Raw genomic sequence first — 24044 nt, 5'->3', positions numbered from 1 at the left:
TCTATTCCGCCTCAACTTTCTCGGCCACTCGAGCCTGCAGGCCGTTCGGGGTGTCCGGCAGGCTGGCGCGGGGAAGAACCGAACCGCTGGCGACCGCGAAATCGTAGCCGCTCTCAGCGTGCTCCGACTCATCGATGCCCGCCGCTTCCTGCTCTGCTCCCAGCCGCAGCCCAATGGTGTACTTCAGGATAAGCGCCAGGATCAGCGTGACAACGCCGGAGTAGGCCAGAACCGCGAACGCGCCCACTGCCTGGCGTTCCAGCTGGTCGAATCCGCCGCCGTAGAACAATCCCTTGGACACGCCCGTCACGCCGTTGATCGCGACGCTCTCGGGTGCGGCCACCAGGCCGACCATCAGGGTGCCGGCCAGACCGCCGACCAGGTGCACCCCGACCACGTCGAGCGAGTCGTCGAAGCCGAGCTTGAACTTCAGTCCCACCGCCAGCGCGCACAGCACACCCGCGACCACACCGATCACCAGCGCGCCCAACGCGTTCACCGAGGAGCAGGACGGCGTGATCGCGACCAGTCCGGCGACGATGCCCGAAGCGGCACCCAGGGTGGTGGCGTGGCCGTCGCGGATGCGCTCGGTGAGCAGCCAGCCGAGCATCGCTGCCGCGGTGGCGATTGTGGTGGCCATGAAGGTCGACCCCGCGGCGCCGTTCGAGCTGGTTGCCGAACCGGCGTTGAACCCGTACCAGCCGAACCACAGTAATCCGGCGCCGAGCATCACGAACGGCAGGTTGTGCGGCCGGAACAGGGTCGTGGGCCAGCCCTTGCGCTTGCCCAGCACGATCGCCAGCACCAGGCCCGCCACACCGGCGTTGATGTGCACCGCCGTTCCGCCCGCGAAGTCGATCGCGTGCAGCTTGTTGGCGATCCAGCCGCCCTTCTCGGCCGCGAACCCGTCGAAGGCGAACACCCAGTGCGCAACCGGGAAGTAGACCAGCGTGGCCCATAGGCCGGAGAACACCAGCCAGGCGCTGAACTTGAGCCGGTCGGCGACCGCACCGGAGATCAGGGCGACGGTGATGATCGCGAACATCAACTGGAATGCCACGAAGACGGTGGCCGGCAGGGTGCCTGCCAGCGGGATGTCCGTCGCCGCGACGCCCTTACTCGGATCGGCCGCAACCGCGTTGCCGCCGATCAGGCCCTTCAGGCCCCAGTATTCGGTCGGGCTGCCGACGACGTTGCCGGTGTCGGTGCCGAATGCCATGGAGTAGCCGTAGAGCACCCACAGCACCGTCACGACGCCCATCGCGCTGATGCTCATCATGATCATGTTGAGCACGCTCTTGGCACGAACCATGCCGCCGTAGAAGAACGCCAGGCCCGGCGTCATCAGCAGCACGAGTGCCGAACTCGCCAACATCCAGGCCGTATCGCCGGTATTAGGCTGGCCCATCACAGGGAAACTCACTCGCTATCACCTCCAGTCAGCGTTGGGAGGGCCCCAGAATGATGACTGGTGACCTGACGAGAACCATGCGCATAAGTTGTTGCGGCAATGGAGCCGCCGTGTTTCGTCAGGATTAACGTAAAAGTTGCTGTGTAAGCGCTTTTAGCCGAGCAGCGCGTCGACGAACGCGGCCGGTTCGAACGGCGCCAGGTCGTCGGCGCCCTCGCCGAGGCCGACCAGCTTCACCGGCACGCCCAGTTCCTGCTGAACGCGGAACACGATGCCGCCCTTGGCCGTTCCGTCCAGCTTGGTCAGCACGGTGCCGGTGATGTCCACGACCTCGGCGAACACCTTGGCCTGAGCCAGGCCGTTCTGCCCGATCGTGGCGTCCAGGACCAGCAACACCTCATCCACTGCGGCACGGCGGGTAACCACGCGTTTGACCTTGCCCAGCTCGTCCATCAGTCCGACCTTGGTGTGCAGCCGGCCCGCGGTATCGATGAGGACGACGTCGGCGCCGGCTTGGATGCCTTTGTCGACGGCGTCGAACGCCACCGAGGCCGGGTCCGCGCCTTCGGCGCCGCGCACCACTTCCGCGCCGACCCGCGACGCCCAGGTTTGCAGCTGGTCAGCCGCGGCCGCGCGAAACGTGTCGGCCGCGCCGAGGACCACGCGGCGTCCGTCGGCCACCAGCACCCGCGCCAGCTTGCCGACCGTGGTGGTCTTTCCGGTGCCGTTGACGCCGACGACGAGCAGCACCGACGGATGGTCGGCATGCGGCAGCGCCCGGATCGACCGGTCCATCTCCGGGTGCAGCTCTTTGATCAGCACATCACGCAGCACCGCCCGGGCGTCGGCTTCGGTGCGGACGTTGCTGCTCGCCAGCCGGGTACGCAACTGCGCGACGACCGCTTCGGTCACTACCGGACCCAGGTCCGCGACCAGCAGGGTGTCCTCTACGTCCTGCCAGGAGTCCTCGTCCAGGTCGCCGCCGCCGATCAGGCCCAGCATGCTGCGCCCGAGCGCGTTCTGTGACCGGGCCAGCCGGCCGCGCAGCCGCTCCAGCCGCCCTTCCGTCGGCTCGATCGCCTCGATCTGGGGCGCTTCGAGTTCGGGCTCGGGCGCCGGTATCGGCTCGGGTGTCGGCTCCGGCGCCGGCTCCGGTTCGGGTTCGAGCTTGGGTTCGGGCTTGAGTTCGGGCTTGAGTTCGGGGAGGTGGACCTCGGAGATGGGACGCTTGGGCGCGTCGCGCGGGATGGTGGCGTCGTCGCCGACGGCGGGCAGCCCAGTGGTGTCGATCCGCTCTGGTTGCAGCGTCGGGGTCTGGCTGAACGTGATGCCGGAGGACGCGGTGTAGCCCCCGGAGCGGTCGATCGCCTCGGGCGTGGCCTTGGGCGCCAGGCTGATCTGGCGCTTGCGGTAGCGCACCAGGCCGAAGACCAGCGCGGCGATGATGACCAGGGCGGCGATGACCGCGATGGCGATCCAAAGACCTTGCGACACGCTGATGAATCCTTCCCAGAACTGATTCCCCCAACTAAGGGGGCGGTACGGGCTGGCGGGCTGTCAGCCCCACGCTACGGGCAACCTACGAAGAGTTAGCCACCAGCCGGTCCACCTGCTGACCGCGAATGCGTTGCGAGATGACGGCGGTGATGCCGTCGCCCTGCATCGTCACGCCGTACAGCGCGTCGGCCACCTCCATGGTGGGCTTCTGGTGGGTGATGATGATCAACTGCGAGCGATCCCGCAGCATCTCGAACAGGCTGATCAGCCGGCGCAGGTTGGTGTCGTCGAGCGCGGCCTCCACCTCGTCCATGATGTAGAACGGCGACGGGCGGGCCCGGAAGATGGCGACCAGCATGGCCACTGCGGTCAGGGCCTTCTCGCCACCGGACAGCAAAGACAGCCGGGTGACCTTTTTGCCGGGCGGGCGGGCCTCCACCTCGATGCCGGTGGTGAGCATGTCGTCGGGCTGGGTCAGCCGCAGCCGGCCCTCGCCGCCGGGGAACAGCGCGGTGAACACGATCTGGAATTCTCGTTCGACATCGACGAACGCTTCGCTGAACACCTGCAGGATCCGGGCGTCGACGTCGGCGACCACGTCCAGCAGATCCTTGCGGGCGCCCTTCACGTCCTCCAGCTGAGTGGACAGGAAGTTGTACCGTTCTTCCAGCGCAGCAAACTCCTCCAGGGCGAGCGGGTTGACCCTGCCCAGCTCGTTGAGTTCACGCTCGGCGCGTTTGGCCCGACGCTCCTGGGTGGTGCGGTCGAACGGCATCGGGGCCGGGACGACCACCTGCTCCCCCCGCTCCCGGGCCTGTTCGAACTCCGCCATCTCCAGATCCGTCGGCGGCAGCGGGACATCCGGGCCGTATTCGGCGATCAGGTCGGCCGGAGCCATCCCGAACTGCTCGAGCACCGTCTGTTCGAGCTGCTCGATCCGCAACGCAGCCTGGGCGTTGGCCACCTCGTCGCGGTGCAGCGAATCGGTGAGTGCGGCCACCCGCGAGCTCAGCAGGTTCGTTTCCTCCCGCACGGCGGCCAGGGCGGCGGATCGCTGCTGGCGCTCGGCGACCAGCTCGTCGCGCATCAACGACGCCGCATCGACCACCCGGTTGAGCCGCCAGGCGAGCAGGCGCCCGGACTCGGCCACCGCCGCAGCCACCGACGCGGCGCGCAGCCGGGCGGCCGCCGCCTGTTCAGCCCTGATCCGCGCCTCGCGTTCGGCCGCCGCGGCGCGGCGCAGCGAATCGGCGCGTCCGCGCACCGCGTTGGCGCGCTCCTCGGCGGTGCGCACGGTCAGCCGGGCCTCGACCTCGAAGCTGCGCGCCGCGTCCGCGGCGGCCGCGATCTCCTGCCGGTCGACCGGCTCTGCTTGCTGGACGTGCTCGGTTTCCTGCGCGTTGCGCAGCCGAGTCTCGAGTTCGACGACCTCGTCGACGGTCCGGGCCCGGCCGGCTTCCAGCTCCTCACGCTGAGCCAGCAGCCGGTTCCACTCCTCATCGGCCGTTCTGGCCTCCTGGCCGAGGCGGCCGAGCTGGTCGTACATCGCCGAGATCGCGGTGTCGGACTCGTTGAGGGCGGCCAGCGCGTGCTCGGCGGCGTCCTGACGGGCGGACTGCTCGGTCAGGGCGCCGGACAGCGCGGCACTGAGCTGCGCCACCTGCGTCTCCGCGGCAGCCAACTCATCGCGCGCCTTCTCGATTTCGGAGGCGATCTCCAAAGTCGACACCTTGCGGTCGGATCCACCGCTCACCCAGCCGGCACCCACCAGATCGCCGTCGAGTGTCACCGCCCGCAGTTGGGGATGGTTGGCGACCAGCTCCAGCGCCGCGCCTAGATCGTCGACGACCGCGACGCCCGAGAGCATGGCCACCATCGCCCCGCGCAACCGCGGCGGCGCCTCGATCAGGTCCAGCGCCCACGCCGCGCCCCCCGGCAGGTCGATCGCCGGGCGCGGCGGGGCCGGCCAATCGCCAAGTACCAGCGCCGCCCGGCCGCCGTCGGCCTGTTTCAGCGCGGCGACCGCGGTGCGTGCGGCGCCCAGACTGTCCACCGCCAGCCCGTCGGCCGCAGAGCCCAGCACCGTCGCCAGCGCCGCCTCATAACCCGGCCGCACCTTGACCAGTTCCGCCACCGAACCGAAAAGTCCTGTGGCACTGTGGTTTCGGGCCAACCACGCGGTGCCGTCCTTGCGCTCCAGGCTCACCGACAGCGCATCGATGCGAGCACGCAGCGACGCCACCTGGCGTTCGGCGGCACGTTCGGCGACCTGCAATTCGGTGACGCGTTCGTCGGTCAGCCGCAACGCGGCCATCGTCCGCTCGTGGTGCTCGTCGAGGCCGACCTCGCCCTGGTCCAGTTCCCCGACCCGGCTCTGCACCCCTTCGAACTCGGCGCGGGTCTGCTCCACCCGGGCAGCGGCGTGTTCGATCCGCTCGGACAACCGCGCGACGCTGTCGTCGATCGACTCGACGCGTGCCCGCATCGTCTCCACCTGGCCGGCCAGCCGCGCCAGACCCTCCCGCCGGTCGGCTTCGGCCCGAACCGCCGCCAGGTGCGCCTTGTCGGCCTCCACGGCGCGGCGCTCCCGCTCGGCCAGCTCGGCGCGCGCGGCATCCAGCCGGGTGCGGGCCTCGGCCAGTTCGGCCAGCAGCTGCTCCTCGAAGAGCGCCACCTGCTCGGCCTCGGCCTCCAGCGCCTCGGGGTCGGTGTCGCTGGTCCTTGCCGGCTCGATATCGAGGTGGTGGGCGCGTTCGCTGGCGATCCGCACCGTCGCCCCGACCCGTTCGGCCAGGGCCGACAGCCGAAACCAGGTCTGCTGGACGGCTTCGGCGCGCTGGGAGAGCTCAGCCAGCGACGCCTCGTGCGCTGCCAGCTCCTCGGATGCCACCGCGAGCCGGGCGGCGGCCTCGTCGTGCTCGCGGCGCATGGTGGTCTCGGTGTCGAAGATCGCCTGCCGCTCGGAACGCCGGTTGACCAGGTCGTCGGCGGCCAGGCGCAAGCGGGCGTCGCGCAGATCGGCCTGGATGGTCTGGGCCCGCCGCGCCACTTCCGCCTGGCGTCCCAGCGGTTTGAGTTGGCGTCGCAGTTCGGTGGTGAGGTCGCTGAGCCTGGCCAGGTTCGCGGCCATCGCGTCGAGTTTGCGCAGCGCCTTTTCCTTGCGCTTGCGGTGCTTGAGCACGCCCGCGGCCTCTTCGATGAAGGCCCGACGGTCTTCGGGGCGCGACTGCAGGATTTCGTCCAACTTGCCCTGCCCGACGATCACGTGCATCTCCCGGCCGATGCCGGAGTCGCTCAACAGCTCCTGCACATCCATCAATCGGCAACTGCTGCCGTTGATTTCGTACTCGCTGGCGCCGTCGCGGAACATTCGGCGGGTGATTGAGACCTCGTTGTAGTCGATCGGCAGCGCGTTGTCGGAGTTGTCGATGGTGACGGTGACCTCGGCGCGGCCCAGCGGCGCGCGCGAGGAGGTCCCGGCGAAGATGACGTCTTCCATCTTCCCGCCGCGCAGCGTCTTGGCCCCCTGCTCCCCCATCACCCAGGCCAGCGCGTCGACCACGTTGGACTTGCCCGATCCGTTCGGCCCGACGACGGCAGTGATGCCCGGCTCGAAACGCAGAGTCGTCGGCGCGGCGAAGGACTTGAAGCCCTTCAGCGTCAGACTCTTGAGGTACACGAGGGGCCAGATTACCGCTCGGACTGTGCGACCCCGCGCCGCACGCGACTGCCCTAGGGGTGGTTTCGGTCCGATTTGTTGCCCGGATAGATGACTGCCGTCGCAGTGGTCACAGCTGCCACAGTGGCCTCTGGCTCGGCCGGCAGTCGGTATGCCCGGCTCACAGCGACAACGGCGCTGTAGTGGCAGCAGTGCCCGGCGCTAGCGCTCGACGAAACCGCTGAACTGCTCCGTCGGCTCCGACCAGTCGGCGACCACCTTGTCCACCCGGCCCGGCGTATCGCCACCCTGCAGGAGTTCGAGGAGCCGTTCGCCGCCCTCGCGCGTGCCGTTGGCCACCACCAGCACCCGGCCGTCGGCCTGGTTGGCCGCGTACCCGGTCAGGCCCTGCTCCAGCGCCCGACAGCGGGTCCACCAGCGAAATCCCACGCCCTGAACATGGCCGTGCACCCATGCCGTCAATCGCACGTCAGGCATCTACCACCTCGAATGTCACCGTGGTGCCCGACTTCAGCGTGCGCCCGACAGTGCAGACCGCGTCGATGGCCCGGTTGACGACGGTGATCAGGCGCTCTTTCTCCTGCTCCGTCAGGCCCGAGAGGTCCAGTTCGAGTTTCTCCTTGAGCAGGGGGTAGACCTCGTTGTCCCGGTCAGCGACTCCGGCCACCTTGACCACCGCCCGGTAGTCGTCGCCGAGGCGCCGGGCCAGTGGCTGATCGCTGGACATGCCGCTGCAAGCGGCGAGTGCGATCTTCAGCAACTCGCCGGGGGTGAACACGCCGTCGACGTCCTCGCTGCCGATCAGCACCTGCGCTCCCCGCGAGCTGTGCCCGGTGTACCGGCGTGTGCCCGTGCGCTCCACCCAGAGTTCCGTCATGACTTCCTTTCTTGTCGTTGAGCCTGCGGTGAGGGCGTGGATTCGACGAAATTGTCGCCCTGGGCGCAGGATCAAGCCCGTCGTCAACCTCGTGGCCTCGGCTGGCAGCGCGGGCAGTAGAACGACGAGCGGTTCATGAACTTTTCCCGGCGCATCACCGCTCCACACCGGCGGCAGTTCTCGCCTTCGCGCCCGTAAGCGTCCAGCGAACGGTCGAAGTAACCCGATTCGCCGTTGACGTTGACATACAGCGAATCGAACGATGTGCCGCCCTTGGCCAACGCCTCGCGCATCACCTCGGCTGCGGAGTCCAGCACAGCCGTCAGCTTGGGCCGCGACAGGGTGGCGGCGATCCGCGCGCCGTTGACCTTGGCCCGCCATAGGGCCTCGTCGGCGTAGATGTTCCCGATGCCCGAGACCACCTGCTGGTCGAGCAACTGACGTTTGATCTCGGAGTGCTTGTGCCGCAACACCTCAACCACCGCTTTGGCGTCGAATCGGGGATCGAGCGGATCACGGGCGATGTGCGCGACGGGTTCCGGAACGACGCTGCCATCCACGTCCACCAGGTCGGCCAGCAGCCAGCCGCCGAAGGTGCGCTGATCGGCGAAACTCAGCACCGTCCCGTCGTCGAGCAACGCCGAGATCCGGACGTGCTCGGCCCGCGGCACCACGCCCAGCAACATCTGGCCACTCATGCCCAGGTGTACGACGAGCGCGGTGTCCGGTTCGACCTCGTCGGTGTCGGGGGTGCTCAGGGTCAGCCACAGATACTTACCGCGCCGGTCGGTTCCGGTGATCCGGGCGTCGAGCAGGCGCGCGGTGAGATCCGCGGGACCGGCTTCGTGCCGGCGGACAGCGCGGGGGTGGTGAACCCGGACGCCGGTGATCGTCTTGCCCACCACGTGGGTTTGCAGACCGCGCCGCACCACCTCGACTTCTGGTAGTTCAGGCATCTGGCTAGGCGGACGACTTCCCGGCGGTGTCGAGCGCTTCCAAAGCTTCCAATGCCTTGTACGCCGCCGAGGCCGCCTTCTGCTCGGCCTCCTTCTTGGAGCGCCCGACGCCAGACCCGTACTCCGTCTCCATCACCACCACGGTTGCGGTGAATTCCTTGTCGTGGTCGGGGCCGGTGGAGGTCACCACGTACGACGGCGGACCCAGCGCACGGGCCGCGGTCAGCTCCTGCAGGCTGGTCTTCCAGTCCAGGCCGGCGCCCAGCGTCGGAGCCGCATCCAACAGCGGGCCGAACAACCGAAGGATCGCTTCGCGCGCCACCTCGATGCCGTGCTGCAGATAAATCGCGCCCAGCAGCGATTCCATGCCGTCCGCGAGGATGCTCGACTTGTCGGCGCCGCCGGTGTTGGCTTCGCCGCGGCCCAGCAGCACATGTGCGCCGAGCCCCTCGTCGGTCAGGGTGCGCGCGACATCGGCGAGCGCGTGCGTGTTGACGACGCTGGCCCGCAGTTTGGCCAGGTCGCCCTCGGAACGGTCGGGGTGCCGGTGGTAGAGCTCGTCGGTGACGGTCAATCCCAACACCGCATCGCCCAGGAATTCCAGGCGCTCGTTGGTGGGCAACCCGCCGTTCTCGTAGGCATAGCTGCGGTGCGTGAGCGCCAGGGACAACAGTTCGTCGGGCAGATCGACACCAAGTGCATCGAGCAGTGTCTGTCGCGACTGGCTCACTGCTCACCTCGCTGTTTGGCGTCCGATTCGTCCTGTTCGGGCAGCATTGCGGCCAGCTTGGCCCACCTCGGGTCGATCAGTTCATGCTGGTGTCCGGGCTCGGCGGCCAGTGAAACGCCGCACTGCGGGCACAGCCCCGGGCAATCCGGCGAACACACCGGAGAGAAGGGCAGCTCGAGGCCGACGGCGTCGATGATCGGCTGCTCGAGGTCGACCATCTGGTCGACGACGTGACCCACCTCGTCTTCCTCGGTGGTGGCCTCGGTGGCACTGTCCGGGTAGGCGAACAGTTCCGTCAGCCCCACCTGGACCCGGCCCTGGATCGGCGCCAGGCAGCGCGAACACTCGCCGGCGGTCGGGGCTTCCACCGTGCCTGTCACCAGCACGCCTTCGGACACCGACTCGACTCTCAGATCCAGATCCAGCGGCGCGCCGGGCGCAATCGCGATCAACTCCACCCCGATGCGCAACGGACTGTCCACGGTGTCATGGATCTCGAACATGGAACCTGGACGTCGTCCCAACCGGGCCACATCGATGGTCAACGGTGTAATGGCGCGTCGCTGAGTCGTCTGGCCGTGCTGCCTTGCCATACGGGGAATCCTACGGCGCGCAGCGCCCAGGTCTAGCGCTTATGGCGCCGGGACTACCGGGTCACGTAGTCGTGCGTGCCCGCGGCGGTGCGCAGTTGGTGACGGCCCCGACCGACCGAACGCAGCGTGCCGTTCAGGAACTCCTCGAATTCGGCCAGCTTGGTGTCGACATAGATGTCGCACTCGCCGCGCAACCGGTCAGCCTCGGCGTGCGCCGTGTCGATGAGCCGGGTGGACTCGGCATGAGCGGCCTGAACCACCTCGTTCTGCGACACCAGCCGCTGCTGTTCCTTGATGCCTTCCTGCACGGCCTTCTCGTAGGAGATGTTGCCGTTCTCGATCAGCCGGTCGCACTCGGTCTTGGCGCGGCTGACGCTGGCCTCGTACTCCCGCTTCGCCGAGGCCGCGATGCGCATGGCCTCCTCGCGCGCTTCGCCGACCATCCGCTCACTGTGCTGACGTGCCTCGCTGACCATCCGGTCGGCCTGCGCCTTGGCGTCGGACAGCAACCGGTCGGCCTCGGCGCGGGCGTGGTTGACCATCGACTCGGACTCGGTGGTCGCCGACGACACCATCGAGTCGGCGTGCGACTTCGCGTCGTGCAGCATCGAGTCACGGGCATCGAGCACGTCTTGCGCGTCGTCGAGTTCGCCGGGGATCGCGTCCTTGATGTCGTCGATCAGTTCCAGGACATCACCACGCGGAACGACGCACCCTGCCGTCATCGGCACGCCACGGGCTTCTTCGACAATTGCGCTCAGCTCGTCCAGCGCTTCAAAGACTCGGTACACGGCCATACCCTCCTGGCGTTATTTGTTGTTACCAGTGTGCCTGGTGTTACGTCTGTGACAGCGGTGATGGCACCGGTGTGTCGGGCTCAATTTTCGGGCGCTTGGTCGCGTTCACGTTGTCTATGTCCTGCCCAGGCCTTGCAGACGTTCCGAATGCACATGGTTTGCCACCCAGACTATCGCCGCAGGCCCGGACGGGGCAGCGCATTGGCGACGGCCGGCCTGCTCCGCGGACGCCACACCAGCGACATGGCAGTGATGTCGAAGCGGTCAGCCTGTTTCCGAAGCCACGCTATGCTGGCCCGGTGCACGGGAGTTCGACCAACAGCAACAACGGTGGGAATTCCGATAAACCGACGTTGTATATTTTCCCGCACGCCGGCGGTACCGCCAAAGACTACGTTCCGTTTTCCCGCGAATTCTCCGGAAACATTTCGCGCATTGCCGTGAAATACCCCGGCCAAGGGGACGGGACCGGACTGCCACCGCTATCGAGCATTCCCGGCCTCGCCGATGAAATATTCGCGATGATGAAGCCGTCCGCCCGGCCTGATGTCCCGGTCGCCTTCTTCGGGCACAGTATGGGCGGAATGCTGGCATTCGAGGTCGCATTACGCTTCCAGTCGGCCGGCTATCAGGTACTCGCATTCTTCGTTTCAGCCTGTTCGGCTCCCGGTCATATTCGCTACAAGCAGATCCAAGGGATGTCCGACTACGAGATGCTGAACCTGGTCGCACAGATGACCGGCATGAATCCGGAATTCTTCAATGACGAGGAGTTCCTGGTGGGCGTGCTGCCGACGCTGCGGGCGGCGCGTGCGATCGCCGGTTACGACAGCCCGCCGGAGGCCAAGCTGGCGTGTCCCATCTACGGCTTCATCGGGGACAAGGACTGGATATCCACCCAGGACGACATGGCGCCGTGGGGCGACCGCACGACCTCCGAGTTCGCGCTCCGGGTGTTTACTGGCGACCACTTCTACGTGAACGCCAATTTGCCGGAACTGGTCAGCGACATCGAGACCAGGACCATGGAGTGGGCCGACTGAATTTGCCGGGCGCCGTCGTCGGCAGGCCCTGATGCGTCACCGCTCCCCGCTGGCGGGGCGACGGCAAAGTTCGCCGGGCCGTCGACCGCACCGCTGCTCCGTAGTGACCGCGGGGTGCGCCGACGAAGCGCGCCCGCCGGCGCCGCAAACAGATCCGGAAAACGCCGCCCAGGCACCTCCGCAAGTGGTGTTACTCTCGTCACAACGGGACGCTGGTCCCAGAAAAAACCCGGTTGCGGCCAGGAGAGCTGCACGCTCAGTTCTCGCGATGTCACATCCGCCACCGGTGTATCACAGGTCACATCAACCACAGCACCAGGCAGGAGAAAATAAGATTCAGCGCAGATCAGCCACCTGCGCCATCGGGCGACGACCTCTGTGAGAGCTGTGGGAAGCGTGTGGATTTTCCGATAATGCCCCCACCCGTACCGAGAGATGATTACCGTTGAACACGCGACTAGTTGTAAGGGGAGCGGAATTAGTCCAAGGGCGATCATCCGGCGGCACACAGACGTGCTTCGGTGGGGAAGCAAGTAACCGTCGACTCGGGCTAAGCATCTCACGGGTGCCGTTCAACGGAACTGGTCGCACCGCTATGCGGCCTCGCTTGGATTTCAGCGAGGCCGCAACAGTGCACAAGGGCAAACGTTCGAATGGGAGTGTAAACCGATGCCGGTGACTGACGGGTCTCTACCCGCTTTGCTGAAGCAGCGGGCGGATCAGCAGGCCGAGACCGCGGCGTACACGTTCATTGATTACGGACTGGACCCCAAAGGATTTGCTGAGACGCTGACCTGGTCTCAGGTCCACCGCCGCGCCTGCGTGATCGCCGACGAACTCAAGCTGTGCGGTTCACCCGGTGACCGGGTAGCGATCCTGGCCCCGCAGGGTCTGGAATACGTCGTCGCATTCCTCGGTGCGCTGCAGGCCGGGTTCATCGCCGTTCCGCTGTCCACGCCGCAGTACGGCATCCACGATGACCGCGTCTCCGCGGTGCTGCGGGACTCCAGGCCGGTCGCCATTCTCACGACGTCGTCCGTGGTGAGCGATGTGTCGAAATACGCCACCGCGCAGAACGGTCAGTCCGCGCCCTTCATCATTGAAGTCGACCTGCTCGATTTGGATTCCCCGCGGGAATCGTCGGCTGTCCCCAGATTGTCCAGCGGGGCGGCTTATCTGCAGTACACGTCCGGGTCCACCCGCACGCCGGCCGGCGTCGTGGTGTCGCACCACAATGTCATCTCGAATGTGACGCAGAGCCTGTACGGCTATTTCGGTGACCTGGCCAAGATTCCCAACGGAACCGTGGTGTCGTGGTTGCCGCTATTTCACGATATGGGCCTGATTCTCGGAATCTGCGCGCCGATGGTCGCCGAACGCAGTGCGGTGTTGCTGAGCCCCATGGCATTCCTGCGCCGCCCGGCCTGCTGGATGCAACTGCTCGCCACCCACCCGTCGCCATTTTCCGCCGCACCGAATTTCGCTTTCGAATTGGCCGTGCGCCGAACGTCCGACGAGGACATGGCCGGGCTGGACCTGGGCGACGTCGTCGGCATCGTCAGCGGCAGCGAACGGATCCATGTGGCGACCGTCAAGCGCTTCACCGAGCGGTTCGCCAAATACAATCTCAGCCCCACCGCGGTTCGGCCGTCCTACGGCCTGGCCGAGGCCACGCTGTACGTGGCCGCGCCGGAACCCGGCACCGCGCCCACGACGGTGCGGTTCGACTATGAACACCTCTCCGCCGGCCAGGCCAAGCGCTGCGGCCCCGAAGGGACGGTCGGCACCGAACTCATCAGCTACGGCTGCCCGGACCCGTCGGCGGTGCGGATCGTCAACCCCGACACCATGGTCGAGAACATGTCCGGCGACGTCGGCGAGATCTGGGTGCACGGCGACCATGTGGCCCTGGGTTATTGGCAGAAGCCCGAGCAGACCAACCGCATCTTCAACGCCCACATCGTCGACCCGGCCCCGGGTACGCCGGAAGGACCGTGGCTGCGCACCGGGGACCTGGGCGTCCTGTCCGAGGGTGAGCTGTTCATCATGGGCCGCATCAAGGACCTGCTCATCGTCGACGGCCGCAACCACTACCCCGACGACATCGAGGCGACCATCCAGGAGATCACCGGTGGCAGGGTCGCCGCGATCTCGGTTCCGGACGACATCACCGAGCAGTTGGTGGCCATCATCGAGCTGAAACGACGCGGCGCGTCGGCCGAGGACGCCATGCTCAAGCTCCGCTCGGTCAAGCGGGAGGTCACCTCGGCGATCTCGCGGTCACACAGTCTGCGGGTCGCGGACCTGGTCCTGGTGTCTCCCGGCTCCATCCCCATCACCACCAGCGGCAAGATCCGGCGGTCCGCCTGCGTCGAGCGGTATCGGAGCGACGGCTTCAAGCGGCTGGATGTGACCGTATGACGGCGAGCATCAGCGGCGAGGCCGACCTCCGCCACTGGCTTGTCGACTACCTGGTCACCAACATCGGATGCCGACCCGACGAGGTCGACCCCGACCTGTCGCTGGCCGATCTCGGCGTCAGCTCCCGCGATGCCGTCGTGCTGTCCGGGGAGCTGACCGAATTGCTGGGCAGGACCGTATCCCCCATCGACTTTTGGGAGCACCCGACGATCAACGACCTGGCTGCCCATCTCACCGCTCCCGAACCAGAGCCGGAAGCGGCCGCGCTCAAGCGTCCGGGCCGTAACTCACTCGACGAGCCGATCGCGGTGATCGGCATGGGGTGCCGCTTCCCGAACGGAATCTCCGGACCGGATGCGTTGTGGGACTTCCTTTGTGAACGACGTTCCTCGATCGGAAGGGTTCCCGACGAGCGGTGGGAACTCTTCGACGACGGTTCCGCTGAAGTCAAAGCCGTACTCGCCCGGACCACCCGGTGGGGTTCGTTCCTGCCCGACATCGACGCGTTCGACGCGGAGTTCTTCGAAATCTCGCCCAGCGAAGCCGACAAGATGGACCCACAGCAGCGGCTGCTGCTTGAAGTGGCGTGGGAAGCCTTGGAGCATGCCGGGATTCCGCCCAGCTCCCTGCGCCGCTCACAGACGGGCGTGTTCGCCGGGTCGTGCTTGAGCGAATACGGTGCCATCGCCTCCACCGACCTTCAGCAGATCGACGGGTGGAGCAACACCGGTGGCGCCATGAGCATCATCGCCAACCGCCTGTCGTATTTCCTCGACCTGCGCGGGCCCTCGGTGGCGGTGGACACCGCGTGTTCGTCGTCGTTAGTGGCCATCCACCTGGCCTGCCAGAGTCTGCGTACCCAGGACTCGCAACTGGCGATTGCGGCCGGCGTGAATTTGTTGTTGTCCCCGGCCGTATTTCGCGGTTTCGATCAGGTGGGTGCATTGTCGCCGACCGGTCACTGCCGCGCCTTCGACGCTGCCGCCGACGGATTCGTCCGGGGTGAGGGCGCCGGCGTGGTGGTGCTCAAGCGGTTGACGGATGCCCAGCGCGACGGCGACCGGGTGCTTGCGGTCATCTGCGGCTCGGCGGTCAACCAGGACGGCCGGTCCAACGGGTTGATGGCGCCCAATCCCGCCGCGCAGATGGCCGTGTTGCGGGCCGCGTACGCGAACGCGGGCATGCAGCCCACCGAAGTCGACTACGTCGAGGCCCACGGAACCGGGACCCTGCTGGGCGACCCGATCGAGGCCCGCGCGCTGGGCACCGTGCTGGGTCGCGGCCGCCCCGCCGACGCTCCTCTGCTGCTGGGCGCCGTCAAGACCAACCTGGGCCACACCGAGGCCGCGGCCGGCATCGCCGGTTTCATCAAGACCGTCCTGGCGGTGCAGCGCGGCCAGATCCCTCCCAACCAGCGCTTCGAAAGCCCCAACCCACACATCCCGTTCGCCGATCTGCGGATGAAAGTGGTTGACAGCCAGACTGATTGGCCGGAAACCGGGCATCCGCGCCGCGCCGGCGTGTCGTCGTTCGGCTTCGGCGGAACCAATGCGCACGTGGTGATCGAGCAAGGTCAGGAGGTCGTCGCACCGCCGCTCTCCGGACCGGAGCCGGACCTCGAACCTGCCGTCTCGACACTGATCGTGGCCGGCAAGACGCCGCAACGCGTGGCCGCGACGGCGGCGGTGCTGGCCGATTGGATGGAGGGCGCCGGAGCCGACGTGTCCTTGGCCGACGTCGCCCACACCCTCAATCACCACCGATCGCGGCAGGCCAAATTCGGCACCGTGGTCGCTCGCAGCGGCGCCGAAGGTCGCGAACAAGCGATTGCCGGGCTGCGTGCCCTGGCCGCCGGCCAGCACCGGCCCGGCGTGGTCGGCCCCGAGGACGGCTCCCCCGGTCCCGGCACGGTGTTCGTCTACTCGGGGCGCGGCTCGCAGTGGGCCGGCATGGGTCGTCGATTGCTGGCCGACGAACCGGCTTTCGCCGCCGCGGTGGCCGAACTGGAGCCGGTGTTCGTCGAGCAGGCGGGCTTCTCGCTGCACGACATGCTGGCCGAGGGCAGAGAACTGGTTGGGATCGAGCAGATCCAGTTGGGCCTGATCGGAATGCAGTTGGCGCTCACCGCGTTGTGGCGTTCCCATGGGGTGGAGCCGGATCTGGTGATCGGGCATTCGATGGGCGAGGTGGCCGCCGCGGTGGTCGCCGGTGCGCTCACCCCCGCCGAAGGGCTGCGGGTGACGGCAACCCGGGCGCGGTTGATGGCGCCGTTGTCCGGGCAGGGCGGGATGGCGCTGCTGGAGCTCGACGCCGAGGCCACTGCGGAGCTGATCGCCGACTACCCACAGGTGACGCTGGGCATCTACAACTCACCACGCCAGACCGTCATCTCCGGGCCCACCGAACAGATCGACGACCTGATCACCCGCGTGCGGGCGCGGGACCGTTTCGCCAGCCGGGTCAATATCGAAGTGGCCCCACACAATCCGGCCATGGACGCGCTGCAGCCGGCGATGCGCGCCGAACTCGCCGACCTGCAGCCCCGCACCCCGAGCATTCCGATCATCTCCACCACCTACGAATCCGCTGACACCACAGCGGTATTCGACGCGGAGCACTGGGCCGTCAACATGCGCAACCCGGTGCATTTCCAGCAGGCCATCTCATGGGCCGGCAGCGTGGCCGGCGGCGACCACAAGACCTTCATCGAGGTCAGCGCGCACCCCCTGCTCACCCAGGCGGTCATCGACACTCTGCACAGCGCCCAGCACGGCACCCGGTATACCAGCATCGGCACGCTGCAACGCGACACCGATGACACCATCACCTTCCACACCAACCTCAATACGGTGCACAGCGCCCACCCACCGCACACTCCGCACCCGCCGGAACCGCACCCGCCGCTGCCCAGCACGCCGTGGCAACGCTCCCGGCACTGGATCGACCCCAAACGTGCTGCCAACTCGGTGGTTTCGGCACCGGCGGCCGGCACGCTGCTCGGCCGGCACAGCACAGTCACCGCCGTGTCCGGCGGTCTGCCGTCACACCTGTGGCAGGCCCGGCTGTCCCCCGAGGCCAAGCCGTACCGTGGCCGGCACCGCTTCCACGGCGTGGAGGTGGTTCCGGCCTCCGTCGTGCTGCGCACATTGCTCTGCGCCGCAGACGAATTGGGTTACCCTGCGCTGTCCGCGGTGCGCTTCGACCAACCGGTCTTCGCCGATCAACCGCGGCTGATCCAGGTGGTGGCCGACGACCAGTCGATCAGCCTGGCCTCGCGCCCTGTCGACTCCGACCGCTGGACGCGGCATGTGACGGCCCGGCTGTCGCCGGCGTGGCAGGAGCCGGCGCCGATCGTCTCGCCGCGGCCGCAGCCGCTGCTGGATGACGACCTGCTCGACGTCACCGAACAGCTCGCGCTGCGCGGCGTGGACGGTCTGCCGTTCAAGTGGACCCTGAATTCGTGGCAGCCCACCCCCAATGGCGTGCACGCCGCGATCCAACTGCCGGACGCCCTGCCCGACGGTTGCACCGGTCCGCTGCTGGACGCCGCCGTGATCGTCGGGGCGCTGTCCGAGGTCGACGACGCACGCCTCTACGTTCCGGCCAGCATCGAACGGGTGTCGCTGAACGGTGCCGGCGACGAACCGCGCGGCGCGGTGGTGCTGACCCGCACCGGCAGCGACGCCGAGGGAATCACGGTCGACATCACCGCCGGGGCGCACGGTGAGGCACCGTTCCTGTCGATGCACGCGCTTCGCTACCGGGCGCTGGACTTCGGCGCCACGCCCGCCGCCGAGCATGCCGACGCGCGGACCTTCGCCCATACGCTGGATTGGCAGCCGCGCGTCGATCTTGGCGCGGCGCTGGGTCCCGGCACCGTTGCGATCCTCGGCGACGAGAGCGGCGGTTTGCCAGAAGGCTTGGCGCAGTGCGGCTTCGGGCCGGGCGACCTCGCCGACGCGCGGTATGTGCTGTATGTCGCGGAGCCCCAACCGAGCGACGCCACCGACGTCGACTTCGCTGTCCGGGTGTGCGCGGAACTCAGTGCCGCGGTCCGCACGCTGGCCCAGCGGACGACCCAGGCCACGCTGTGGATCGTCACCCGCGGGGTATACGAGTCAGCCACCGCGTCCGCGCTGCGCCAGAGTGTCCTGTGGGGTCTGGCCGGCGTGATCGGCGCCGAACACCCCGAATTGTGGGGCGGGCTGGTCGATCTCGCCGAGTCCGGATCGTTCGACGGCCTAGCCGACCTCATCCAGCATCCAAGCAAGTCCGTTCTGGTGCTTCGCGACAACGTCGTCCTCACGCCGGCGTTGGCCGCCGTGCGCGGCGAGCCGGTGCGCAAGCCGGTGAATTGCCGACCGGACGCGGCCTACCTGATCACCGGCGGCATGGGCGCTCTCGGCCTGCTGATGGCCGGCTGGCTGGCCGACCGTGGCGCCCGGCGCCTGGTGCTGACCGGCCGTACCCCCTTGCCGCCGAGACGAGACTGGGACTCGGACACCCTGGACCCGGCAGTGCGGCACAAGATCGACGCGATCCGCGCCCTGGAGATGCGCGGCGTCGCCGTCGAGGCCGTCGCTCTCGACATCGGACGCACTGACCAGCTGCGGGCCCTGCTGGAGCGGCGGGACGCCGACGGCGCCACACCGATCCGCGGGGTCATCCACGCCGCCGGCGTCACCAACGACCAACTGGTGACCAGCATGACCGACGACGCCGTGCGTGAGGTGGTGTGGTCCAAAATCGGTGGCAGCCAGGTGCTGCACGACGCGTTCCCGCCCGGCAGTGTCGACTTCTTCTTCCTGACCTCTTCGGCGGCAACGGTATTCGGGATTCCCGGCCAGGGTTCCTACGCCGCGGCGAATGCCTACCTGGACGCGTTGGCGCGGTCACGCCACCAACGGGGTTGCCACACCATGAGCGTGGACTGGGTGGCATGGCGCGGACTCGGGTTCGCCGCGGATAACCGGATCGTCAGCGACGAGCTGGCCCGCCTGGGGTCGCGCGAGATCACGCCTGAGGAGGCGTTCACCGCGTGGGAGTACGTCGACGGCTACGACGTCGCGCAGGCGGTCGTGCTGCCGGTGCCCTCGACGGCGGACGGATCGGCCCTCGAGGACAGCTACCTGATCCCCACCCGGGACTGGTCGGCGCTCTCGACCTCGGAGATACGCGACGAGTTCGAGAACGGGCTGCGCGCCATTATCGCGCGCGAGCTCCGGTTGCCCGAAACCGAACTGGACAGCGACCGCCCGTTCGCCGAGCTCGGCCTCAATTCGCTGATGGCCATGGCGATTCGGCGTGAGGCCGAGCAGTTCGTGGGCATCGAGCTGTCGGCGACCATGCTGTTCAACCACCCGACCGTGGCGGCGCTGGCGACCTACCTGGCCAATCGGGTTGCACCCGAACAGGATTCGAGCGAAGACGAGATGGCCGCGCTCTCCGCGTCGGCCGGCAGTGTGCTGGACAGCCTTTTTGACCGCATCGAGTCGACGTCGTCCGAGGCCGAAAGGCCTTCGTGATGCGCACGGCCTTCAGCCGGATTTCCGGTATGAGCGCGCAGCAGCGCGCCGCCCTGGCAGGCGAGTTCGAGAAGATCGCTCGGATCGCCGTGGCCGAGCCGATCGCGGTGGTCGGAATCGGCTGCCGGTTCCCCGGCGGTGTGGTGGGGCCGGACAGCTTCTGGGACCTGCTGGTGCAGGGCCGCAACGCCATCTCGCCGGTGCCCGCCGACCGTTGGGACGCCGAAGCCTTCTACGACCCCGACCCGCTGACGCCGGGACACATGACCACCAAGTGGGGCGGGTTCGTTCCCGACATCGCCGGCTTCGACGCGGAGTTCTTCGGCATCACGCCGCGCGAAGCCGCCGCGATGGACCCACAGCAGCGGATGCTGCTGGAGGTGGCCTGGGAGGCGCTCGAACACGCTGGCATTCCGACGGATTCGCTGTCCGGGACCCGTGCCGGCGTCATGATGGGTGTCTATTTCAACGAGTACCAGTCCATGCTGGCCGCCAATCCCGACACGGTGGACGCCTACACCGGAACCGGAAATGCGCACAGCATCACCGTGGGCCGCATCTCGTATCTGTTGGGGCTGCGGGGCCCTGCGGTGGCGGTGGACACCGCGTGCTCGTCATCGCTGGTGGCGGTGCACTTGGCCTGTCAGAGCCTGCGATTGCGGGAAACCGATGTGGCGCTGGCGGGCGGGGTGAGCGTCACGCTGCGCCCGGAAACCCAGATCGCCATCTCCGCGTGGGGCCTGCTGTCCCCCCAGGGCCGCTGCGCCAGCTTCGACGCGGCCGCCGACGGTTTCGTGCGCGGCGAGGGCGCCGGCGTGGTGGTGCTCAAACGGCTGACCGACGCGGTCCGCGACGGGGACCGGGTGCTGGCGGTGGTCCGCGGCTCCGCGGTCAACCAGGATGGCCGCTCCAACGGCGTCACCGCGCCGAACACGGCCGCCCAGTGCGATGTGATCGCGGACGCGCTGCGGTCCAGCGACGTGGCGCCCGAGAGCGTCAACTACGTCGAGGCACACGGCACCGGAACGGTGCTCGGTGATCCGATCGAATTCGAAGCGCTGGCAGCGACTTACGGCCTTGTCAAGGGTCAGAGCGAGGGCGCCTGCGCGCTGGGCGCCGTCAAGACCAATCTCGGTCACCTGGAAGCCGCGGCCGGGATCGCCGGCTTCATCAAGGCGGCCCTGGCCGTCCAACATGGCCGGATCCCGCCGAATCTGCACTTCTCGCAATGGAATCCGGCGATCAACGCCGCGGCGACCCGCTTCTTCGTGCCGACCGAGAACACCCCGTGGCCCGGCACCGAGGGGCCACGCCGGGCAGCGGTGTCGTCGTTCGGGTTGGGCGGCACCAACGCACACGTCGTCATCGAACAGGGACCCGAGCTTTCGCCGGATTCCGGGGTGTCGGATTCCGGGGTGACGGCGCTGGTGGTCTCGGGCAAGACCCCGCAGCGACTGGCCGCCACGGCCGCGGCGCTGGCCGACTGGCTGGCGGTCACCGACGTCGCCGTCGCGGACGTCGCCCACACGCTCAACCACCATCGCACCCGGCACGCCAAGGTCGCCACGGTGGTGGCCCGCGACCGCGAGCAGGCGGTCGACTCCCTGCGTGCGCTGGCGGCCGGACAACACGCGCAAGGCGTCGTGAGCGCGCAGGATTCGCCCGGACCGGGCATCGTGTTCGTCTACTCCGGGCGTGGCTCGCAGTGGGCCGGTATGGGGCGCCGACTGCTGGCTGAGGAGCCGGCTTTCGCCGACGCGGTGGCCGAGTTGGACCCGGTGTTCGTCGAGCAGGCGGGATTCTCGCTGCGCGACGTGCTGGCCGACGGCCGGGACCTGGTGGGCATCGAGCAGATCCAGCTGGGCCTGATCGGCATGCAACTCGCCTTGACCGAACTGTGGCGCTCCCACGGAGTGCGGCCGGACCTGGTGATCGGGCACTCGATGGGCGAGGTGGCCGCCGCGGTGGTGGCCGGCGCGCTCACCCCCGCGGAGGGCCTGCGGGTCACCGCCACCCGGTCGCGGTTGATGGCGCCGCTGTCCGGGCAGGGCGGGATGGCCATGTTGGGGCTCGACGCCGAGGCCACCGAGGCGCTGATCGCCGATTACCCGCAGGTGACGCTGGGCATCTACAACTCACCCCGCCAGACGGTGATCTCCGGGCCCAGCGGGCAGATCGACGAACTGATCGCGGCGGTGCGCGCCCAGAACCGCTTCGCCGGCCGGGTCAATATCGAAGTGGCGCCGCACAATCCGGCGATGGACGCGCTGCAGCCGGCGATGCGTGCGGAGCTGGCGGACCTGGCGCCGCGCATCCCGTCCCTGCCGGTCATCTCGACGACGTACGAAACCTTCAGCGATACAACCACATTCGATGCCGAGCACTGGGCCGTCAACATGCGCAACCCGGTGCGCTTTCAGCAGGCCATCGCCGCAGCGGCCGGTCAGCACCACACTTTTATCGAGATCAGCGCGCACCCGCTGCTCACCCAGGCGATCACCGAAACCCTGCCCGGCCCCGGCTACCGCACCGTCGGCACCCTGCAGCGCGACACCGACGACACGGTCACGTTCCGCACCAACCTCTACACGGTGCAGCCACCGGACATCCCGCACCCGCCCGAGCCGCACCCGGCCGTCCCCACCACCCCGTGGCAGCACACCCACCACTGGATCGACATGGACGTGGTGAACCCGGAACGTCCGCGTCGCAACCGGATTCAGCGTTCCGAATCCGGCGACACCGTCGAATCCTGGAGCTACCAACTGGACTGGCCGGTCAGCCCGGAACCCGCGGTGGAGACCGCGGGCGGTGCCGACTGGCTGGTGGTCGCCGAGCCCGCACTGAGTGCCGCCATGGTCGCTGCCGCGGACTCCCGGGTGACGATCCTGCCCGAGGACGCCGGCGACGTGCCCGACGCGCTGCGCGGCGTGGACAACGTGCTCTACGCGCCGCCGGCAGCCGGTGACCTGTTCGACGTCCCCGCGGCCTACCAGATCTTCGACACCGCCCGCGCGCTGGCCGCCGCGATGGTCGCCGGCGGTTTGCCGCAGAAGCTGTTCATCATGACCCGCAACGCCCAGCCGGTCGCCGAAGGCGAACGGGCGAACCCCGTCCATGCGGTGCTGTGGGGCCTGGGCCGGTCGCTGGCACTGGAGCATCCCGAAGTCTGGGGCGGCCTGATCGACGTCGACGACACGATGCCCGCCGAACTGGCCGCGCAGCGCGTGCTCGCGGCCGCCGAACTCGCCGACGGTGAGGACCAGGTGGTGTACCGGTCTGGTACCCGCCATGTGCCGCGGCTGCACTGGCGACCGCAGGACGCGGACGCCCCGGCGACACAGCTCGGCGGCGACACCAGCCAGCTGGTCATCGGTGCGACCGGCAACATCGGGCCGCATCTGATCCGCCAGCTCGCCCGGATGGGCGCCACCACCGTCGTCGCCGTGGCCCGCAAACCTGGCGCGCTGCAGCAGCTGGCCGACGAATTACGCACGACCGGAACCGATCTCGTCGAAGTGGCCGCCGACGCCACCGACCCCGACGCCATGGCCGCGCTGTTCGACCGGTTCGGGAACGACCTACCGCCGCTGGAGGGAATCTATCTCGCGGCGTTCGCCGGCGGTCCGGTGCTGCTCAGTGAGATGTCCGGGGACGATGTCGCCGCCATGTTCCGTCCCAAGCTCGACGCCGCGGCGCTGCTGCACCGGCTGTCGCTGCGCCACCTGACCGACAACCCGGTGCGGCACTTCGTGCTGTTCTCCTCGGTCTCCGGTCTGCTCGGCTCCCGGTGGCTCGCCCACTACACGGCGACCAGCACCTTCCTGGACACCTTGGCCTATGCACGGCGCACCATGGGACTGCCGGCGACCGTCGTCGACTGGGGATTGTGGAAGTCCCTGTCCGATGCGCAGCGGGACGCCAGCCAGGTCAGCGCCGAATCCGGGCTGACTCCGATGGACGACGAAACCGCGATCGGGGCACTGTCTTTCGTGATGAGCCCGGGTGCCGCGGTGCGAACCGCGGTCGTCGCCGCCGACTGGCCGTTGCTGGCGGCGGCATTCCGCACCCGCGGATCGCTGCGCATCGTCGATGACCTGCTGCCGGCGCAGACAGACATCGCACTGCCGGAGAGCGAGTTCCGCAAAGCGCTGCGCGCCGCCGACGCGCACCGTCGCCACGACATGCTGCTCGACCAGGTCGAACTGCTGGCCGCGACGGTGATGGGTATGCCGGCCACCGAGACGCTCGATCCGTCCACCGGATTCTTCCAACTGGGCATGGACTCGTTGATGAGTGTGACGCTGCAGCGGGCACTGTCGGACAGCCTCGGCGAATACCTGCCCGCCTCAGTCGTTTTCGACTACCCGACCGTGTACGGCCTGACCGACTACCTGGCGACCGTGCTGCCGGAATTCGCCGAGCTGACCGTGGCGGTAGAGGAGCAGCCGGACGAGTACGAGGACCTGAGCGAAGACGAGTTGCTGCGGCAACTTTCGGAGAGGCTGACCTGAC

The 24044-nt window shown here is 68.1% G+C and carries 13 protein-coding genes; 4 read left to right on the top strand and 9 right to left on the bottom strand.

Annotation, left to right across the window (positions count from 1 at the left end):
- Window position 1: 1 nt before the first annotated feature.
- The 9 genes from C0J29_RS10390 to sepIVA form a co-directional block, all read right to left on the bottom strand.
- Entirely contained in the window at window positions 2-1408 is a 1407-nt protein-coding gene (locus tag C0J29_RS10390; RefSeq protein ID WP_120792259.1) for an ammonium transporter, read from the bottom strand.
- A 156-nt stretch (window positions 1409-1564) separates the two neighbouring features.
- Window positions 1565-2905 carry a signal recognition particle-docking protein FtsY gene (ftsY, locus tag C0J29_RS10385; RefSeq protein ID WP_120792258.1) on the bottom strand — a complete coding sequence of 447 codons (1341 nt, stop codon included), beginning with the start codon at window positions 2903-2905 and terminating at the stop codon, window positions 1565-1567.
- Between the two features lie 85 nt (window positions 2906-2990).
- On the bottom strand, window positions 2991-6587 hold the full coding sequence (gene smc, locus C0J29_RS10380) for a chromosome segregation protein SMC (protein WP_120792257.1): 3597 nt from the start codon (window positions 6585-6587) through the stop codon (window positions 2991-2993).
- A 201-nt stretch (window positions 6588-6788) separates the two neighbouring features.
- The gene (locus C0J29_RS10375; RefSeq protein ID WP_065043759.1) at window positions 6789-7064 is read right to left on the bottom strand and encodes an acylphosphatase; all 276 of its coding nucleotides are present in this window, start codon (window positions 7062-7064) and stop codon (window positions 6789-6791) included.
- Window positions 7057-7464, bottom strand: a complete 408-nt coding sequence (locus tag C0J29_RS10370; RefSeq protein ID WP_120792256.1) for an OsmC family protein — start codon at window positions 7462-7464, stop codon at window positions 7057-7059. The genes C0J29_RS10375 and C0J29_RS10370 overlap by 8 nt, the downstream gene beginning before the upstream one ends.
- Window positions 7465-7547: 83 nt before the next feature.
- Complete coding sequence (mutM, locus tag C0J29_RS10365; protein ID WP_120792255.1) at window positions 7548-8420, bottom strand: DNA-formamidopyrimidine glycosylase; 873 nt, start codon at window positions 8418-8420, stop codon at window positions 7548-7550.
- 4 nt (window positions 8421-8424) lie between these two features.
- On the bottom strand, window positions 8425-9150 hold the full coding sequence (gene rnc, locus C0J29_RS10360; RefSeq protein WP_065043756.1) for a ribonuclease III: 726 nt from the start codon (window positions 9148-9150) through the stop codon (window positions 8425-8427).
- Window positions 9147-9743, bottom strand: coding sequence for a YceD family protein (locus C0J29_RS10355; RefSeq protein WP_120792254.1), 597 nt, complete (start codon window positions 9741-9743; stop codon window positions 9147-9149). The genes rnc and C0J29_RS10355 overlap by 4 nt, the downstream gene beginning before the upstream one ends.
- Before the next feature lie 53 nt (window positions 9744-9796).
- Window positions 9797-10534: a cell division protein SepIVA gene (sepIVA, locus tag C0J29_RS10350; RefSeq protein WP_065044004.1), complete on the bottom strand. Its 738-nt coding sequence runs from the start codon at window positions 10532-10534 to the stop codon at window positions 9797-9799.
- Window positions 10535-10809: 275 nt separating this feature from the next.
- On the opposite strand from sepIVA, the gene C0J29_RS10345 reads away from it, so the two are divergent.
- The 4 genes from C0J29_RS10345 (at window position 10810) to C0J29_RS10330 (ending at window position 24043) form a co-directional block, all read left to right on the top strand.
- The gene (locus tag C0J29_RS10345) at window positions 10810-11583 is read left to right on the top strand and encodes a thioesterase II family protein (protein WP_242460630.1); all 774 of its coding nucleotides are present in this window, start codon (window positions 10810-10812) and stop codon (window positions 11581-11583) included.
- A 669-nt stretch (window positions 11584-12252) separates the two neighbouring features.
- Window positions 12253-14004 (top strand): long-chain-fatty-acid--AMP ligase FAAL26/FadD26, encoded by a 1752-nt coding sequence (gene fadD26 / locus C0J29_RS10340; RefSeq protein ID WP_120792252.1) that lies wholly within the window; start codon window positions 12253-12255, stop codon window positions 14002-14004.
- Window positions 14001-19529, top strand: a complete 5529-nt coding sequence (locus C0J29_RS10335; RefSeq protein WP_120792251.1) for a type I polyketide synthase — start codon at window positions 14001-14003, stop codon at window positions 19527-19529. Before fadD26 ends, C0J29_RS10335 begins: the two co-directional genes overlap by 4 nt.
- A complete protein-coding gene (locus C0J29_RS10330; RefSeq protein ID WP_120792250.1) occupies window positions 19526-24043 on the top strand; it encodes a type I polyketide synthase in 4518 nt (1505 codons plus the stop codon). The genes C0J29_RS10335 and C0J29_RS10330 overlap by 4 nt, the downstream gene beginning before the upstream one ends.
- The last annotated feature ends 1 nt before the right edge of the window (window position 24044 follow it).

This window comes from Mycobacterium paragordonae (genome assembly GCF_003614435.1).
Classification (GTDB): domain Bacteria; phylum Actinomycetota; class Actinomycetes; order Mycobacteriales; family Mycobacteriaceae; genus Mycobacterium; species Mycobacterium paragordonae.
Note: the sequence above shows the minus strand (reverse complement) of the source record. Positions and strands in the feature narration are given on the sequence as shown.